Raw genomic sequence first — 18022 nt, 5'->3', positions numbered from 1 at the left:
ACGACACATGTGACATAGGATTCCTCCCAATGCTTCTTGTTCGAGTAACCTGGCAGCAAGGCCAAGGGCGTGTGTTGATCTGGCTCAATTCCTAAGCCGGGGACCGCGATGATAAGGTTGCGCTGTTCACCGGCCTGCTGATGGGCTTGCAATTAACATTCAAAGATTTTAAATTCAAGAGTATGAATGTAAAAGAGATGATCCCGGCTTCGGGAAAGGCGGCGGACCTGCTCAGGAGCCTGTCCCATCCGCAACGGCTCCTGGTCCTCTGCGCCTTGGGGAAGGACGAGCGCTCTGTCGCGGAACTGCGCGACTTGTTGGGCATCGAGCAAGTGCCGATGTCGCAGCAACTCATGCGGTTGCGTGCAGACGGTCTGGTCGAGTCGCGCCGTGATGGCACGACTGTTTACTACCGCATCACAAGGCCGGAAGTGCTCACCGTCGTCGAAGCGCTCCACTCGGCTTTCTGTCCCTGACGGACGGCCGTTGAGATCGAAAATCCCCGAGGCGTGCACAGCATGCCGCATCCGAATGAAAGAGGAGAAGTGCGATGTTTGGATTTGGAGCGCGGTCGTCGGCGAAGACGCTGACGCCGACGCAGGTGCGTCAGATGGGCGACACTGTCACCCTTGTGGACGTAAGGGAGGACGGCGAGTGGGCGTCTGGGCATATAGCCGGCGCCATCCACATCCCGTTGGGCAGGCTTCGTGACGAGATGGACCGCATTCCATCCGGCAAACCCGTCGTGTTTTATTGCCATGCCGGCGGCCGTTCATCGCAAGCAATCAACATCGCCATGGCTGCAGGCCAGCCGCACGACACGCATATGGGCGGCGGTATCAGTGCCTGGCGTGCGCAAGGTTTTCCGTCGGCAAGCTGACGCCGACCGAGCACCGTATACCGCGCCTGAAGTTCTTCGGCGGACTCATCGATCTTCCTATCGACGACCTGCCCGACGTAGGCGAGGTCCCTCGCCGCTCCGATGTCGCGGCCTATCGGCATTTGCGCAAGATCAACAGACTGATCGAGAGAACGCGCTATCGGTAGGACGATTTCCCGGGGGAAAGACAATGACCAGGCACATCGCAATCATCCAAGGGCACCCGGATTCGGCGGGCCATCATCTGCTGCACGCAATGGCCGATGCCTATGCCGAAGCCGCGACCGCGGCGGGACACGAGGTGCGCCGGATAGAGGTCGCGAAGCTCGAGTTTCCCTTGATGCGCACGCAGGCGGATTTCGAGACCGGCGCGTTGCCGCCTGCCCTGGTCCAGGCGCGAGAGGACATGCGCTGGGCGGAGCACTGGGTGTTTCTGTTTCCGCTCTGGCACGGGACCATGCCGGCGCTGTTCAAGGGTTTTCTCGAACACATCTTCAGGCCAGGATTTGCCATGGAGTACAACAAGAAAGGCTTTCCGAAGCGGCTGCTCGCCGGCCGTTCGGCTCGCATCATCGTGACCATGGGAATGCCGGTGCTGCTCTATCGATGGTACTTTGGCGCGTATGGACTGCGCGCGTTCGAGCGCAGCATGTTGAGCTTCGCCGGGATCAAGCCAATCCGCGAGAGCCTGTATGGCCTCACCTTAGCCGACGAACGAAAGCGGGCGCGCTGGATCGCCGATATGCGCAAGCACGGAAGACGAGGTGACTGACCATCTGCAAGGCACCCGCAACGTTCAGTAGAGGTGGTTGCGACAGCCGGTGGTTCAGATCCCACTTTGACCGAGATCAAGGCATGCGTCGCTTCCTGCTGCGATGCTCTGACAAGATCCGTTCGTCTCCCGCGACAACTCGATCAACATTTGACGTGCACCATGGAGCCGTCGGCCGTGAAGGACCAGGTATCTCTTAGGCATCACGCGACGGCGGCCGTTGGCGATGAATAGGCGGCGAATGCTGATTGGCGCAGGTGCGGTGGCGCTCGGCGCCGCAGGCGCGACTGCTTTTAGTCTCTCGATGATGGGTTCGATGACCGACTACGCCGCTGCCATGGCCGCTGCCAGGGCGACCCTGCCGGACCATCCGGAACTCAAGGATCTTGTCCGGTACGCGACCTTGGCCGCCAGCGGCCACAACACTCAGCCTTGGCGGTTTCACTTCGAAGAAGGCCGCATAACGATACAGCCGGATTTCTCAAGGCGAACGCCGGCTGTTGATCCCGATGACCACCATCTCTTCGCCAGCCTCGGCTGCGCCGCCGAGAACCTGGCCATCGCCGCGGCGGAAGGTGGCCGAAAGGGTGACCTGAGCTTTGACCCGCAAGGACCGGGCTCGGTTGCCTTCGCATTTGGCGACGCGCAGCCGGAACACTCGATCCTTTTCGACGCGATCGCCAAGCGGCAATCGACGCGTGCCGACTATGATGGGCGATCGGCGCCCGCTGCCGACCTGGACGCCTTGGCCGCCGCCGCCCGCATCCCCGGCGTCGATCTGATCCTGGTCACGGATCGGCAGCAGATCGAGCGCGTGCTCGATCTCGTCGCCACGGGCAACTCCACACAGATGAGCGATCCCGCCTTTGTGCGAGAGCTCAAGAGTTGGCTGCGCTTCAATCCTCGCCAGGCGCTCGAGACAGGCGATGGACTGTTCAGCGCGGCGAGCGGCAATCCGATCGCGCCGACGTGGCTCGGCAGCTCATTGTTCGACCTTGTCTTCCGTGTCGCGTCGGAGAACGACAAATATGCCAAGCAACTGCGCTCATCGGCGGGAGTCGCCGTCTTCGTGTCGGAACGCGATGACAAGGAACACTGGATGCGGGCCGGGCGAGCCTGTCAGCGCTTCGCGCTGCAGGCGACGGCGCTGGGGCTCAAGCACGCCTTCATGAACCAACCCGTCGAAGTCGCCGCCTTGCGCCCGGAGCTTGCAGGACTTGTCGGCTTGCCAGGCCGCAGGCCCGATATCGTGATGCGATTCGGATATGGGCCAACCATGCCATTCTCGGCGCGCCGGCCGGTGGAAGCAGTGATCTCGTAAGAGCTGTTCTTTCTGAAGCCAGGTAGTCTGACGTGCCGCGTAGAAACGGGGTTGACCCGGAGGCTCGGCATGCAAGGCTAACCTGACCGTGCGCCGCACCCGTAGCCGCAAACATTGGTGAAGTGTGCACCGAAGCACCGAGAGGCGACCTGTACGAGGCGGCGCTGTCGATCGTCCTTCTCCGCTACGCTTGGCTTTCGCGCAGCTTATCCAGCCTGGCGAGCAGATCCGCCGGGATTTGTTCCCGAACTTCGGTGATCCCGGCATAGACATGTCCCTCATTGCCATCGAGGGTGATTTTATCACCCTCCCGAAAGGAAAGGTCGCCGATCGAGATCGTGGCATCCGTCTCATGCACTGAAAGCGCGTCGCAGCCCACCAGGCAGACTTTTCCGAGCTGTCTCGCCACCACGGCCGCATGCGAGGTCCGGGCGCCGCGTTGGGTAAGCAGCCCATCCGCCAGATCGAGAGCCGATATGTCACGGGTTTCGGCATCGCGACGTACCAGGATGACCGCGCATCCGGCAGCCTTGCGTTCGCGTACGCGCACCTCATCCAGCGCGATCTCACCGCAAACCACTCCGCTCGACGCCGAGGACGCGGAGGCGATTGGCACAAGATGTTTGCCGTCGCCGGCGGTCACAACGCGAACGGCCAGGCTCCGCGCGTCCAGTCCCTGCGTGCGCTCGAGCGCCGTATGCCGGTCGATCAGTCCTTCGTCCAGCAAGTCGAGCGCTATGCGGGCCGCGGCTTGCGGCGTCCGCTTTCCGGTCCGCGTCTGAAGCAGGTACAATTGGCCATCCTGGACGGTGAATTCGAAATCCTGCATGTCTTGAAAATGCCGTTCCAGCCGCTTGGTCGCTTCGACGAGTTCGGCCCAGACCTGGGGCGCGGCGGCGGCCAGTTCGCCGTGACCGTGCGCGCTCCGCCGCCCGCTGACGACATCCTCGCCCTGCGCATTGAAGAGGAAATCGACCCAGGGGGCCGGATCGCCATTGCTCGGATTTCTCGTGAACCCTACCCCCGCTCCCGACATGCCACCGGCGTTTCCGAAGACCATCCTCTGGACGGTGACCGCCGTTCCCATCGCATGTGAAAGACCGCGCAGTTCCCGATAGGCCGAGGCCTTTTCGCTGTTCCATGACCTGAAAACGGCCAGGATGGCTTCCCGCAGTTGCACCTCGGCGGACTGCGGGAACGGCGCCGCCGCCTCGCGTTCAAATGTTTCGAGGTGCATCCGCGCCAGATCGCGAAGCGCCACGAAATCGAGTTCGCGCTCGTCCGTATCCCCGCGCAGATTTTCGAGATCGTCATCGAAACACCGCGAATCGACGCCGGCGACCACCTCGCCATAGCTTGCCACCAGCCGCCTGAAGGCATCCCAGGCCAATCGGGGATTGCCTGTCATGCGGATGATGCCAGGGAGAGTGGCATCGGTCAGGCCGATGTTGAGCAATGTCTCCATCATGCCCGGCATGGAGACGGGCGCACCTGACCTGACCGAGAGCAGGAGCGGTTTGCGCGCATCTCCGAGACACAGATCGGTCGCGGTTTCCAGACGGTCGAGTCCGCTGCGCCAGATGTCGGGGGTGATCTCTTCTTGCCGTGCGCACCATTGCGTGCCCAGCACGAACGCCGGCGGAACCCTCAGGCCGATTGCTGCCATGCCCGCAAGGTTGAAGGCCTTGAAGCCGAGCATGTCGGAGGTCACCCCTTCCGACAACGGTTCGGTCCCGCCGATGAAAAAGATCTGCGGCGCGGATGGCGCCCCCTGGGCCAGGTTCGGTTCGGGGCGGATATTCATGCCTTGGCCCCCAGGCGGCTGAATGCGAGATCGCGCAGGCCGTAGGTGGTGGCGAGCAGCGCATCGGTGGCCTGCTCGACAGCGGCGGCGAAATCGGTCGTCAGGCAGTGGGTGGCTGCGTCGTCGACGTGCTTTGCAAGCGCCCGCCGAACATCCCTCAGCAGCACATCGCATTGACGCTCCGCATTGAGCACGCGCCATGAGGTTGCAATGAATTCCTCCTGGTCCTCGGCACTGCTGTCCTCGCCGAAACCTCTGGCAATGCTGAGAGCCTTGATATGATCCTGTGTGGCGATCAACGTTGCGTCGACCAGCTTGCGGATTGAATCCCTGACATCACCATGCCAGGCGTGCCGCTGGCTGTCGGCGATCAGCGACAGCAAGAACGCAGCCTCCTCGAGGGAATCCGCGACATCGTCGGCGCGCTCGATCAACCGCATGAACGGCAGCCAGTTGGGATGGTTTTCGGCCAGGGCGCGGGATTTCATCACCTGGAGATCGGCCTGACGCTCCCAGCCCTTGGCTCGTTCCGCGAATTTGGCCATCGCCTTGGCGTCGCGCTCTCGCCCATGCGCGATGGCGTCGCGAATGCCCTCGGCAAGTGCATGGCAGAACGCCGCATGCTCGCTCAGCAGATCGAATTCGTCGTGATGGCGCCGGGTATACCGCAGCAGCAGCAGCCGGACCGCGTCGGCAATCAGCGGCAAAGGTTGCCGCTGTCGCATCGACTGGCTCGACAGCGCCAATGTCTCGACGAGAAATTCCCTTGCCTGGGCCTCCCCCAAAACCTTGTCGAGGCGCTGGCCAATTCGAAAATAATCCCCACCGAGCGCCTGCATGGCGTCATGGATCAACTGTTCCCCGCCGGCGCCAAGCCAACCCATATGGCCAACTTCGCGCCGCGCCGCCTCTGTCAGCACGGCAACGGACTGGGACTTCTTCACAAAGAGATTCAATCGTTTGCGCGCGCGGTTCCAGTCGATCAGGAAGACAATGCGGGAGCCGAGGGCTTCGAGCGTCGACATCAGCTTGTCCTCGCTCGGGCACTCGAACGTCGCCGTCCCCACCTGATATGCCTCGTCGGCGTTGAGGCCGGCCGTGGTGCGCATCGCAACCGGCGACCATGTTGCGCCGATGTCGCTGAGCTCGGCCTGGAAAAAGGCGAAGCGCTGCTGATGAAGGTCCGAATATGTAAGGACCATTTTCAGACCCTCGACCTGCACGACAAGCACATGTGCATCGTTGGTTCCGATGTCATTCTGGATCAGCAGTCTGTCGCCGTCGCGGGTCGCGGCTGTATCCAGTCCAGGGTGATTGAGCTTCAAGGCGCGCGTCCGGTTGAGCCCGCGCATGAAAGCGGTCACGCGGGGACGGTCGCTTTCAGCGAGCTGCCAGACATGGGCGCCATCGATCGTTTCGTTCGAAAATTCCGAAGCCAGGTGGTTCAGGGCCTTGTGCAGATCCATCACCAGCAGATGAAAACTGTCGTCCCCGTGGCGGCTGCCGCTGGTGAGCGCCTTGATCTGCGCCGGCGACAGGGTGTCCGAGGGCTGACCCTCGAGCCAGGTACACCAGTGCTCGACCCGCACCATCAAAGCCCGGTGGGCTGGTTCGCTGTCCCCATCCAGTGGCCGCGCCATGACGCGCAGGTCGTCGCGCAGCTTGTCTTTCAGGCTGGGAAGGTCCGGAACATGAAGAGTGGCGCCGTCCAGATAGGCGGACGCTGGCAGGGCGAGCAGCCACGGCGCATCAAGCTTGGCGGCGGCAAATTCATGTTTCATGTCGAGCGGAGCGGACGAAGGATGTTCGGCATGCGACTGGGCTGCCTGCAAGACCGTCAGATAGAGTTTGAGCCTGTCATTGGCGCCCAGCGCAGCCTTCGTCCAGGCCGGACGCAGCAGCTGCAACTGGCCCAATGATGCCACCACATCGATTTTTTCCATCGAACTCTTCTCCGCGATATGTATTGGGCTTGCCCGGCCCTTGCACTCGCCCAGGCGGGTGGCTCAATTTCTGTGATGTGGCAGTCGGGCCCACGGCCATGCGGCAGGGTTCCCATTGAAGTGGCTGGTGTTTCTTGGAAGGTATCTGGACACGGGAGATGGTCCTTGATCCACGTCAAGGGTCCACCTCGCCGACTTGAAAGCCGGGGTGCGCGATTGTCGCGGCCGGTGGCAAAGCGATCGACGCAAGCGTGCGGCGCGGTGGGATGTACGCCTCAGGCTTATAGGTGGCCGTAGGTTGACCATCCTGCCATCAAGGCTGCTGAGACCGCCAGGCTGTGAAGCCGGGACCGCATTCTGCAGTGCCGGGCGACCCGTTCCTTCACGAAGGCTGACAGACCGAGCGGCTGGTCCAAGTCAAACCTTTTCGAAGATAAGGATGCCGGGATACTGGACCTGACTCCTGGGACGGCGGTCTTCTCGCCGCGATCCCGACTTGACAAGAGCCAAGGTGATCAGGCCGTCCAGGCTGTAGGACTTGTCCGGCGTGGGCCGGAACCGGAGTCCGTATGACCGTCCAGGGACGAGACGTAGAAAGTTCAGCCATGCAGCCTCTGGCCCCGGTATTCGTGGCCCGGGGATTGACCAAGGTCTATGGCGCGGGCGATTCACGAGTCGTGGCGTTGAAGGACGTCGACCTCGATATCCGACAAGGCGAATTCATCGTTCTTCTCGGCCCTTCCGGGTCAGGCAAATCGACCCTGCTCAACATCCTCGGCGGACTGGACGCTCCAACGTCGGGCACGGCGACCTGGCGAGATCACGAACTGACCGGAGCCAGCGACGAACAGCTCACGACATACAGGCGCGAGCATGTCGGCTTCGTGTTTCAATTCTACAACCTGATACCGAGCCTCACCGTCGAGGAGAACGTGCGGCTGGTCGCGCAGATCGCCAGCAATCCGATGACACCAGCCGAAGCGCTCGCACTCGTCGGACTGTCGCATCGCGCCGGTCACTTTCCTTCGCAACTGTCCGGCGGAGAACAGCAACGCGTCGCGGTGGCGCGCGCAATCGTGAAACGGCCGGATATCTTGCTCTGCGACGAGCCGACCGGCGCGCTCGACGTCGACACCGGCAGGCTGGTTCTGGCGGCAATCGCCAAGGTCAATGCGGAACTGAACACGACGACCGTCGTGATCACTCACAACTCGGCAATCGCGGGGATGGCTCATCGCGTGTTGCGGCTGAGCGGCGGGCGCATCGTCACGGAGGAACCGAATCCGCGGCGCATCCGGGCCGAGGATGTGGCATGGTGAACGTCCTGGATATCAAGGTGGCGCGCGACCTCTGGTCGATGCGGCTTCAGGTCCTCAGCATCGCGCTGCTCGTCGCGGCCGGCGTGGCCGTCTTCGTGATGTCGGTGTCGAACTACCAGGCGCTGATCGGCGCCATGGAAGCGCACTACCGCAACGAACGTTTCGCCGATATCTTCGTGGGCATGACGCGCGCGCCGCTCTCGATCGTCGATCGACTGCGTGAAATCGACGGCATTGGCGTTGTGGAGCCGCGCGTCGCCGAACCAGTGCGCGTGATCCGCGATGACACCAACCTGCCGATCTCGGGGCGCGTCATCTCGCTCCCGGCCGAGGGTCAGCCATTGCTCAACCGCCTGCATCTCGTGCAGGGCCGCTGGCCTGATCCGCTGCATCCGGAAGAAGTCATCATCAATGCGGCGTATGCCGAGGCGCGGGCCGTGCGGAGCGGAGAAGCCATCGAGGTGGTGCTCAATGGCCGGCTGCAAGGCTTCCGCGTCGTGGGCACCGCCCTGTCACCCGAATTCATCTTTGCCACCCGCGCCGCGGTGCCGCTTCCGGACGATCGGAATTTCGTGGTGGTGTGGGCAAGCGAGGATGCGGTGGCAAGCGCATTCGACATGAAAGGCGCCTTCAACGACGCGCTGATGACTCTGGCGCCCGGCGCGGGGCCGCAGCATGTCCTGGAAGAGGTCGATCGGTTGCTGGCGCCATACGGCGGCACCGGAGCCTATGGCCGGAGCGATCAGCCGTCGCACCGCTTTCTCAAGGACGAACTGGCGGAGCAGGAGACCCTGAGCATCGTCATGCCATCAGTCTTCTTCGGCATCGCGGCGTTCCTGCTCAACGTCGTCATCGGCAGGATGGTGGAAGCACAGCGGGGGCAGATCGCTTCGCTGAAGGCGTTGGGGTTTGCGAACGGCACCATCGCCTTTCACTACTTCAAGCTGGTCACCGCCATCGCGTTGCTGGGATCGGCGATAGGTCTGGTCGTAGGACGCTGGTTCGCGATCGGAGTTGTCGAGAGCTATGGCGCTATCTTCCGGTTTCCATCACTGGAGGCGCAACTGGAGCCATGGCTGCTCGTTGCCGCGACCCTTGTCAGCGTCGGCGCGGCGAACCTTGCCGCGGCATCGGCGGTATACCGAATTGCCATGCTTGCTCCTGCCGAAGCCATGCGCCCCGAGACGCCGCCCGCGCTGCACACATTCAGCTGGCTGCAGACGATTGGAAGCCAGGGAATTCCGCTCCAGTACGTGATAGCGGCGCGCACGATCCTCGGACGGCCCGTGAGGACGCTGTTGACGACCATCGGAATCGCGCTGGCCATCCCGCTCATTCTGTTCGGGCTCTACTGGTTCGACGCCATCGACTACATGATCGATGTCAGTTTTGGACGCATCGAGCGCGGTGACGCCTTTGTTACCTTCACGGAACCGGTCTCGGCGGATGCACTCTACGAATTGCGGGCGATACCTGGCGTGCTTGAGGCTGAAGTCCAGCGGATCGTGCCGATCACATTGCGAGCTGGGCATCGCGCCTATCGCACCTCGGCGACCGGTCTGGATTCCGGTTCCGAGCTCAAGGTGCTGAGAGACAGCGCGCTACGGCCGATTGCCGTGCCCTCCGATGGCATCATGCTCAGCCGCACGATCGCGAGACAGCTCGATCTCAAGGCCGGTGACAGTGTCACGATCGAGGTGCTCGAAGGCAGCCGAGCCGTGAGAGAAGTCACCGTCCGCAGGATTTCGGACGATATTCTAGGGGCGTCCGTAACGATGGAGCGCACCGCACTCAATCGCCTGATGCGGGAAGGTTCCGTTGCGAATGTCGCGACCTTCAGGATCGATCCGGGTCAATCTGAACGGCTCTGGTCCAGGATAAGGTCCATGCCGAAGATCGAGGGAAGCTCGGTCAAGGCCCTGTGGTTTGCGTTGTTCAACGAAACGATCGGCGGAATGGTGGTCATTGGCGCGCTGGTGCTCTCGGGGTTTGGAATGCTGATCGCCATAGGCGTGGTCTACAACAGCGCCCGCATCGCGCTCCAGGAGCGTGCTTGGGAATTGGCCAGCCTGCGCATCATCGGACTGACGCGGCGTGAGGTATCCGCCGTCATTATCAGCGAGCTTGTCGTGGAGCTGATCGTGGCCATCCCCGCCGGGCTCCTGATCGGATGGTACCTGATCGAGTTGATCGCGTCGGCGCGTGCGAGCGAGTCGTTTCAGATTCCCGCTGTGATCGATCGCAGCAGTTATGCCATCGCCGCGTTCCTGGTCCTCAGCGCGGCCTTTGCCAGTTTCATCACAATCCGCCGTAGGATCGACAAGCTCGATCTCGTGGCTGTCCTGAAGACGAGGGACTGAACATGAAGCGTCGAACAATTTCGATCGCGGGTGCACTGGTGCTGGCGCTTGGGGCACTAGGCTTCTACTGGCTCCTGATGCCGCAGCAGACCCTTGTCGAAACCGCCGAGGTGGTGACCTCGCGCTTCCAGGACACGGTTGAAGAGGACGGCCGCACCCGGGTACGGGATCGCTATCTGGTGTCGGCGCCTTTGTCCGGGCGTATCCAGAGGTTGACACTCAAGGCCGGCGATACCGTGCGGACGGGACAGAAGCTGGCGTCCATTACGCCGCCGGTTTCGCCGCTTCTCGACCCCCGCGTGCGGCGGGAACTCGAGGCTCAGGTCGGTGCCGCCGAGGCGGCAGTCGAGGAAACGGCATTGCTTCACGAGCAGGCCAAGGTGCTGTTGGCTCAAGCCAGTGCGGACCTCGAACGCACGAGGGAGCTTGTCAAGCGCAACGTGGCGGCCGCGGCTCAGCTGGAGCGTGAGGAATTCCTGTTCCGCTCCACGCAGCGACAAACCGATGCCGCCGAGCGGCGCTGGCACGCGGCCACGCATCTTCTGGAACAGGCGCGCGCGGCGCTGAACTCCGCCGACAATTCCGAGGCCAGCGAGAGTTTCCCGGTGTCCTCCCCCATCGACGGCCGCGTTCTCAGGGTCATGCAGGAGAGCGAGACCATTGTCGCGCAGGCAGCCCCCTTGGTCGAATTGGGTGACCCCGGCGATCTCGAAATTGCCGTCGACGTTTTGACGACCGATGCCGCCCGAATAAGGGAGGGCGACAAGGTGATCATCGAGCGCTGGGGCGGCCCCACCGATTTGCATGGGGCCGTGCGCCGCGTCGAGCCCTCCGGCTTCACCAAAATATCGGCGCTCGGCGTCGAGGAGCAGCGCGTCTGGGTCATCGTCGACATAACCTCGCCGCGAGAGACGTGGACCAGCCTGGGGGATGGCTATCGCGTCGAGGTCAAGATCGTCGTTGAAGAGGACGATCAGGCAATCGTCGTGCCTGTCGGGGCACTGTTCCGCCGCGGCGATGCATGGAACGTCTTTGTTATCGAGGCAGGCCGCGTTCATCTCCGAGAGATCCGGGTTGCGCGCCTCTCGGCCCGCACTGCCGCCGTGGCGCAGGGCGTGCGCCCCGGCGAGGTCGTCGTCGTCTATCCACCTGCCAGCCTTGCCGAGGGGAGCAAGGTCAAGCTCCAGTAAGGGCAAGCAGCAGCCCGCCAATCGCCGCCTGCAGGACCATGGTTGGCCCTCACAAGCTCTTTGAAATCCAATCCGGACCTGACGTGAATCAAAATAATGCGCCCGATGCGGTGCTAGAGGCTGCTGGTACGTTTCACTGAGGTGACCGGACAGACAGGCAGGCAGCACCATGTTCGAGTACAGCGTTGAGGCCCGACGGACCGATGCACGAGGCAGCCTGGCCACGACCAAGAACGCCGCCCTTGTTCTCGACACCTGTCTCGAGGGCCGGGCCGATGCCTTCAATCCGGCCGAACTGCTTCTGGCGGCGATCGCCGCCTGCATGATCAAGGGCATCGAGCGCGTCACCCCGATGCTCGCCTTCAAGCTGCGCGGCGTGGAGGTCGCATTGCATGCCGTGCGGCGCGACAGTCCGCCGGGCATTGCCTCGATCGACTACGAGCTTGTCGTCGACACCGATGAGACCGACCAGCGGCTGGAGCTGTTGCACAAGAACGTCCGCAAGTACGGCACGATCTCCAATACGGTCGCGGCCGCCACGAAACTCGAAGGCACGATCAGGAGAAAAGCATGAGCCGCTTGCATGTCGAAAACCATCTGGTGTCGCGCATAGGCTGGTTGCGCGCCGCTGTGCTGGGAGCCAATGACGGGATCGTCTCGACCGCCAGCCTGATCGTCGGCGTGGCGTCGGCCGCCGCACCGACTTCGCAGGTTCTCGTCGCCGGCATAGCCGGCCTGGTTGCAGGCGCCATGTCGATGGCGGCCGGCGAATATGTCTCGGTCAGTTCCCAGTCGGACACAGAGAACGCCGACCTTGCCCGCGAACGCGAGGAACTCAGGACCCAGCCAGAATTCGAGCGCGAGGAACTGGCGCAGATCTACGTCAAGCGCGGACTGGAAACGGGCCTGGCGCGTCAGGTCGCCGATCAGCTGATGGCCAAGGACGCGCTCGCCGCGCATGCCCATGATGAGCTCGGCATTTCGGAAATGACCACGGCGCGGCCGATCCAGGCGGCGCTGACCTCGGCGGCGACCTTCAGCGTCGGCGCGGCGATGCCGCTGCTCATGGTTCTGGTGGCGCCGGCCTCCATACTGGTGCTGGCGGTTTCAGTCGCGTCCCTGCTTTTCCTTGCCTTTCTGGGCGCAATCGGCGCCAAGGCAGGCGGGGCCAACATCCTTCGCGCAACGCTGCGCGTCACCTTCTGGGGCGCCTTCGCCATGGCGCTCACCGCAGGCATCGGCGCGCTGGTCGGGACGGCGGTGTAAGCGGTCAGGCGTCCAGTCTATTGATCTGCAGAGCGCTCAAGCACCAAGTCATTCCTGCTGCTCGCCATTGCCGAGTCTCTCGCGAGCGGCCCACACCTCCACGAGCAGCATCGTCACCGTAACAGCCAGCGGCCCCAGTATGAATCCGGGAGCCCCGAACAAGGCGAGCCCGCCTATCATGGATATGAAGGCGGGGATTGTGTGAAGCCTCAGCTGGTTTCCTACGAAAATCGGTCGAAGGACGTTGTCGATACTGCCCACCACGATGCCGCCCCATACAGCGAGGATCAACGCCTTGCCCCAGTCGCCATCAAGCGCGAGCAGGATAGCTGCAGGTATCCACACGATAAATGCACCCAGCACGGGCACGACGGAAAGCAAACTCATCACCACGCCCCAAAGAAGGGGCGTCGGCAAACCGAGTATCCAGAACATCAGCCCGCCCAGCGAACCCTGAACGGCTGCGACGGCGAGCGTTCCGTATATTGTGGCATGGACGGTATCGAACACCCGCTGAAACAGTCGCTCGGTGTCTGCGCTCTCCAGCGGCATCCAGTCGCGAAACAGGCGCGCGACTGCGTTCCGATCACGCAGAAAATAGAACAGCATGTAGAAAGTCAGGAGGACTTCTGCCACTTGCAACACGGATCCCTTGACGAACGTCGCACCCGCGTTGCTCAACCATGATGCGAGGCTCGCAGTCATCGACGGCAGATCGATGTATTGGTCTATCCACTTTCCAAGTGGGGCGATCCCGGGATTGGCGTCCAGGAGACGTTGGAGTTCTCCATCAGCCACCCGGGCTCGGACGGAGGCTGCCCCGGAAGCGGCTTCCTCGACCAAGCGCCCTACCAGGAATGCGGCCGGGACAACGACGAGCAATACTATCGTCAAGACCGACACGATCGCCGCAAGGTTGGGGTGTTTCAACTTCGACTCGATCCAGACATGGAAAGGGACAAAGAGGATTGCCAGTGCCAACGCCCAGGTGATCGCGCCCAGGAACGGCTCGGCCAAGAGTACGCAGACGACAATCCCGACGATCGCGGCGGCGGCGAGCACCAATGTGCCCACGTGGCTTCCACGAACGCGTGCATTGTCCGTGTTCATGGTCCCGACACCCAATGCATCTGCCCGCAATCCTTCACGTTTCCAACCCTTTGTCGACAATCAACATTTTCCAACCGAGACCGTTCATGATCAGCTCGTTTCTGCGGCTAGGCCTTCAGTTGCCTCCGCCAGAATGGCTTCAGCAACTCCAAGCATGCCAGCACCGCAAGCCCCGCGCCAAGCGTCACCGCCAGATCGTCAAGGTGCAGCGGTCCGAAGCGGAAGAGACTGGTGGCAAACGGCCAAAGAAGCGTCCCGCCTAGCATTGACGCGACCGCCACGACGACGATCGTCAGCGAACGGTTCGGCCTGATCAACGCAGTCAGCAGCGATGCGCTGAAGGAACGGTTCACAAAAATCAGTCCCACGATTGTCAGCACCAGCGAGAAGAACGTCAGTGCCCTGATTTCATTCTCGGCCATGCCCTGTTTCAGGGCGAAAAGGTAAATGCCCGCGAGAAGCGCGAAGGCGAGCGTCCCCTGGATCAGCCCCCACCCGACCAACGCCCCTGAGAACAGTGGTGAATCCGGATTGCGAGGCGGACGGCGCATGACATCGTCCTCCTCGCTTTCGGCCTCGAAGACCAGCGAGCAGACGGGATCGATCACCATTTCCAGAAAGGCGATATGGATCGGCCCGAACAGGATCGGCAGGCCAAACAGCAACGGCAGCAGCGAGAGACCCGCGATTGGCACGTGGACCGCGAAGATGAACCCCATGGCCTTGCGCAGATTGTCGAAGATGCGGCGACCAAGCCGCACGGCTTTGACAATCGACCCGAAATCGTCGTCGAGCAGGACGATCGACGACGCCTCGCGCGCGACGTCGGTGCCACGGCCCCCCATGGCAATCCCGATATTGGCGGCCTTGAGCGACGGCGCGTCATTGACCCCGTCGCCCGTCATGGCGACGATTTCACCACTCGCCTTCAGCGCGTTGACGATGCGAAGTTTCTGTTCGGGCATGATGCGCGCGAAAACGGTCGCGATCTTCACGCGCAGTACCAGCTCGTCGTCACCGAGCGCCTGCATCTCGCTGCCGGTCACTACGATTTCGGCATCGAGGCCGGCCTGGCGCGCGATCATCTTGGCGGTTGCCGGATAGTCGCCGGTAATCATCATCACCCGGATGCCGGCGGAACGGCAGTCGCTCACGGCTTCGGGCACGCGCGCGCGCAGTGGATCCGTCAAGCCGACCAGCCCGAGGAATTCGAATTGGAACTCATGCTGCGTCGCCGGCAAGTCGGGGCCGCGAAGAGATGCGCGGGCCACGCCGAGCACGCGCAGTCCCTCGGCGGCCATGGCCTCGACCGAGCCCTTCAAGGCCGTGAAATCCCTTGCGTTCAGACGGCACAGCGCCCCGATCGCCTCTGGAGCACCCTTCGCCGCAACCAGTGAATTGCCATTGCCATGTGTCGATTGCCAGACATTCGACATCGCCAGCAGTCCGGCTCGAAGTGGATATGCGTGGGCCAGTCGCCAATCCGGTTTGCCCAGAATGTCGTGCGTGGACAGCCGTTCCTTGCCGAGTTTGTGAAATGCGATCTCCATGGGGTCGAAAGGAATCTGCGCGCTGGCAAGCGCACCCGTCTCAACCAGGCCGGCGAATGCCGCCGGCAGGTCGGAGCCCGGCTCGTCCGCCAGCCGAAACGACTTTCCATCCGCCGTCCGAAGTTCTGCAATCGTCATCCGGTTCTCGGTGAGCGTGCCTGTCTTGTCGGTGCAGAGGATCGTCGCCGAGCCAAGCGTTTCGATCGCCGCGGCCCTGCGGGTCAGGACGCGCGCCTGTGATATGCGCCACGCTCCCATGGCCATGAAGATCGTCAGCACGACGGGAAACTCTTCCGGCAGCATGGACATGCCGAGCGCGATGCCCGCGAGCACGGCATCAAGCCATCCGCCTCGCAGAAACCCGTAGAGCAGGACCGCGACGACGCTGACCGCGCCGCCCACCATTGCGAAGATGCGTACGACCCGCCGCATTTGTGCCTGCAGTCGCGGTGGTTCGGTCTCCATTGAACTCAGCGAGTGGCCTATCTTGCCAATTTCACTTCGCGGTCCCGTCGCCAGGACTTCGCCAATGCCCGAACCGCGAACGATCAGCGAACCCGAGAATATGAAAGGCAGGTCGTCGCCGCCTGGCCGGCATTCGCCTACTGGCGGGGCGCCGTCGGCGGCACTCTTTCGGACCGGCACGGATTCTCCGGTCAGCAAGGATTCATCGCTCTGCAGGTCCTCGCTCTTGAGAAGCCTGGCATCGGCCGGCACCCGGTCGCCCTCGCCGAGCACGACGATGTCCCCCCGAACAACCTCGCGACCGGCGATGCGCTTGCGTTCACCACCGCGTATGACCAAAGCGCGAGGGCTGGTGAGATCACGCAGCGCTTCCAGAACACGCTCGGTGCGTGTCTCCTGTATGATGGTTATGCCGATCGACATCGTGGCAAAGACCAGCAGGATCAGCGCTTCCTCGAGATTGCCAAGGATGAGATAGACAACGCCGCCGCCAAGCAGGAGCGTCAGCATCGGCTCGCGGATGACCTCGAAGGCAATCCGCAACGGGGTGCGTTGATTGGGCCTCGGCAGTTCGTTGTAGCCTTCGGCGGCCAGCCTAACTTGCGCCTCGGTCTCTGATAGGCCGACATCATCCGCCGTCGAGACAGGTTGTGGCATGTCAACTCTCTGGCGACCGTCCGGCCAACGTGATGACACGTTCTCGCCTGCAGGGGCTACGTGAAAACGAGGTGCTGTTCAATGCGTCAGGAGAATGGGAAGTCTCACGTCGTTCAGGACACTCTCGGTCGCACCGCCCAGAACAAAATCCCTGACACGAGAATGACCATATCCGCCCATGACCAGCAATTTCGTCCCCATTTCCAGGGCATGGTTCTGAAGCGTATCGCCAATCGGGCCTGCTTCGCGCATGATGGAAACCGCGGTAGCGGGGACCCCACGAGCCACAAGGCCAGAAGCAAGGCGGTCACCGATATCTTCGGCTTCGAGGGCCTTTTCCCCAATAACGGTAATGACACTCACCTTCGCAGCCGTGTCCAGAAACATTTGCGCATCGGCGACCGCACGGGCCGCCACTCGGCTGCCATCCCACGCGATAGCGACATGGTCTATTGCACTCACCGTCGCAACTTCGGGGAACAGCAGCATCGGCCGCCCGGAACCGAACAGGACAGCCTCGGACACCATCCGAACCGTCTGGTTCCCTGGCATCCAGGAGACAATAGCCAGATCGAAATAGCGTGCTTTCATGGCTGTGACCTCACCCATGAATGCCGGCGCAGCAGCAGTCTCCTCCGTCGTCAGTGACAAACCGACCGCCGAGGCCTCCCCGGCAAGAGCAGTGAGGAGATCGCGCCCGTGCTGGCGGCTGGTGGCCTCGGCCTCGTAGATCATTTGAGGCAGGTTCATCAGATATCTTGACACGGCATTCGACACATCGGGAATGTCGACATTGATGGCCATCCCATGGAGCGCGCCCCCTATCTGCTGGACGAAGGCCACCGCGTTCTGCACGGCCCTCTCAGTATTCGAGTCAGGATAAGTGATCAGAGGCAACAGGCTCGATCTGTGCATGGAATAACCCTTTGCTGTTATCCGCCGACAACACCCTTGGCGACGTTGACACCGAGATCGTAGACCAGGATGCCGCCGTAATAGGCAGTGACCGTGACCAGGACGGAGCCGGCAAGTTCGATCAGCGGAACGGCGACAGCTATCGACCCGATGCCGCGATTGCGGACCCAAAGACCCAGCCTGACGATCCCCCAGATGAAGAAAGCCAGTGCGGTGACGCCGCCAAGGCCTTCATGCGTCTCTGCCACAGGGCTGCTGAAGCCGCCGGATTCCGCGACATCGAGCGCCAGCCCGCCAAGATACCAGGTAACGATGGCGAACAGCCCCGCAGCCACGGCGAGGCCGGTCGAGATCGTGCCGACGCCGGTTCGCACGGTCATGTCCTCGCGCTGCGAGAGGCCGATGATGTCGATCAGCGTGACCGTGAAAATGAGTACGATCGGAAAATGTACGAAGATCGGGTGGATATG

Annotated in this window: 15 protein-coding genes; 9 read left to right on the top strand and 6 right to left on the bottom strand. The window is 62.5% G+C overall.

The genetic code is table 11. The features are described 5' to 3' along the window. The first annotated feature begins 140 nt into the window (after window positions 1-140). The 4 genes from WC739_RS18140 (at window position 141) to WC739_RS18125 (ending at window position 2973) form a co-directional block, all read left to right on the top strand. Complete coding sequence (locus WC739_RS18140) at window positions 141-476, top strand: ArsR/SmtB family transcription factor (RefSeq protein WP_372954409.1); 336 nt, start codon at window positions 141-143, stop codon at window positions 474-476. A 74-nt stretch (window positions 477-550) separates the two neighbouring features. Continuing rightward, window positions 551-880 carry a rhodanese-like domain-containing protein gene (locus WC739_RS18135; protein WP_372954408.1) on the top strand — a complete coding sequence of 110 codons (330 nt, stop codon included), beginning with the start codon at window positions 551-553 and terminating at the stop codon, window positions 878-880. Between the two features lie 190 nt (window positions 881-1070). After that, complete coding sequence (locus tag WC739_RS18130; protein WP_372954407.1) at window positions 1071-1652, top strand: NAD(P)H-dependent oxidoreductase; 582 nt, start codon at window positions 1071-1073, stop codon at window positions 1650-1652. A gap of 241 nt (window positions 1653-1893) precedes the next feature. After that, on the top strand, window positions 1894-2973 hold the full coding sequence (locus tag WC739_RS18125) for a nitroreductase family protein (protein WP_372954406.1): 1080 nt from the start codon (window positions 1894-1896) through the stop codon (window positions 2971-2973). Window positions 2974-3157: 184 nt separating this feature from the next. Here WC739_RS18125 and WC739_RS18120 read toward each other — a convergent pair whose 3' ends face one another. Together WC739_RS18120 and WC739_RS18115 are read right to left on the bottom strand one after the other, a co-directional pair. Beyond that, on the bottom strand, window positions 3158-4777 hold the full coding sequence (locus WC739_RS18120; RefSeq protein WP_372954405.1) for a PEP/pyruvate-binding domain-containing protein: 1620 nt from the start codon (window positions 4775-4777) through the stop codon (window positions 3158-3160). Continuing rightward, a complete protein-coding gene (locus WC739_RS18115; RefSeq protein ID WP_372954404.1) occupies window positions 4774-6720 on the bottom strand; it encodes a hypothetical protein in 1947 nt (648 codons plus the stop codon). Before WC739_RS18115 ends, WC739_RS18120 begins: the two co-directional genes overlap by 4 nt. Window positions 6721-7289: 569 nt before the next feature. Here WC739_RS18115 and WC739_RS18110 point away from each other — a divergent pair. The 5 genes from WC739_RS18110 to WC739_RS18090 all read left to right on the top strand — a co-directional run bounded on the left by WC739_RS18110 (window position 7290) and on the right by WC739_RS18090 (window position 12855). Beyond that, window positions 7290-8039: an ABC transporter ATP-binding protein gene (locus WC739_RS18110; protein WP_372954403.1), complete on the top strand. Its 750-nt coding sequence runs from the start codon at window positions 7290-7292 to the stop codon at window positions 8037-8039. Beyond that, window positions 8033-10399: an ABC transporter permease gene (locus tag WC739_RS18105; protein WP_372954402.1), complete on the top strand. Its 2367-nt coding sequence runs from the start codon at window positions 8033-8035 to the stop codon at window positions 10397-10399. Before WC739_RS18110 ends, WC739_RS18105 begins: the two co-directional genes overlap by 7 nt. A gap of 2 nt (window positions 10400-10401) precedes the next feature. Further along, window positions 10402-11589 (top strand): efflux RND transporter periplasmic adaptor subunit, encoded by a 1188-nt coding sequence (locus WC739_RS18100; protein ID WP_372954401.1) that lies wholly within the window; start codon window positions 10402-10404, stop codon window positions 11587-11589. A gap of 169 nt (window positions 11590-11758) precedes the next feature. After that, the gene (locus WC739_RS18095; protein ID WP_372954400.1) at window positions 11759-12163 is read left to right on the top strand and encodes an OsmC family protein; all 405 of its coding nucleotides are present in this window, start codon (window positions 11759-11761) and stop codon (window positions 12161-12163) included. Further along, window positions 12160-12855, top strand: coding sequence for a VIT family protein (locus tag WC739_RS18090; protein ID WP_372954399.1), 696 nt, complete (start codon window positions 12160-12162; stop codon window positions 12853-12855). The genes WC739_RS18095 and WC739_RS18090 overlap by 4 nt, the downstream gene beginning before the upstream one ends. Before the next feature lie 48 nt (window positions 12856-12903). Here WC739_RS18090 and WC739_RS18085 read toward each other — a convergent pair whose 3' ends face one another. The 4 genes from WC739_RS18085 to WC739_RS18070 form a co-directional block, all read right to left on the bottom strand. Beyond that, window positions 12904-13965 (bottom strand): AI-2E family transporter, encoded by a 1062-nt coding sequence (locus WC739_RS18085; RefSeq protein ID WP_372954398.1) that lies wholly within the window; start codon window positions 13963-13965, stop codon window positions 12904-12906. A gap of 107 nt (window positions 13966-14072) precedes the next feature. Then, complete coding sequence (locus WC739_RS18080; RefSeq protein WP_372954397.1) at window positions 14073-16637, bottom strand: cation-translocating P-type ATPase; 2565 nt, start codon at window positions 16635-16637, stop codon at window positions 14073-14075. A gap of 78 nt (window positions 16638-16715) precedes the next feature. Further along, a complete protein-coding gene (locus WC739_RS18075; RefSeq protein ID WP_372954396.1) occupies window positions 16716-17552 on the bottom strand; it encodes a universal stress protein in 837 nt (278 codons plus the stop codon). A 17-nt stretch (window positions 17553-17569) separates the two neighbouring features. Next, the coding region (locus tag WC739_RS18070; protein WP_372954395.1) for a DUF2231 domain-containing protein at window positions 17570-18022 on the bottom strand (453 nt) is incomplete at its 5' end.

The organism is Mesorhizobium sp. (assembly GCF_041661565.1).
Taxonomy (GTDB): domain Bacteria; phylum Pseudomonadota; class Alphaproteobacteria; order Rhizobiales; family Rhizobiaceae; genus Mesorhizobium.
The sequence above is the reverse complement of the archived record's forward strand: the minus strand, read 5'-3'. Positions and strand labels throughout refer to the sequence as shown.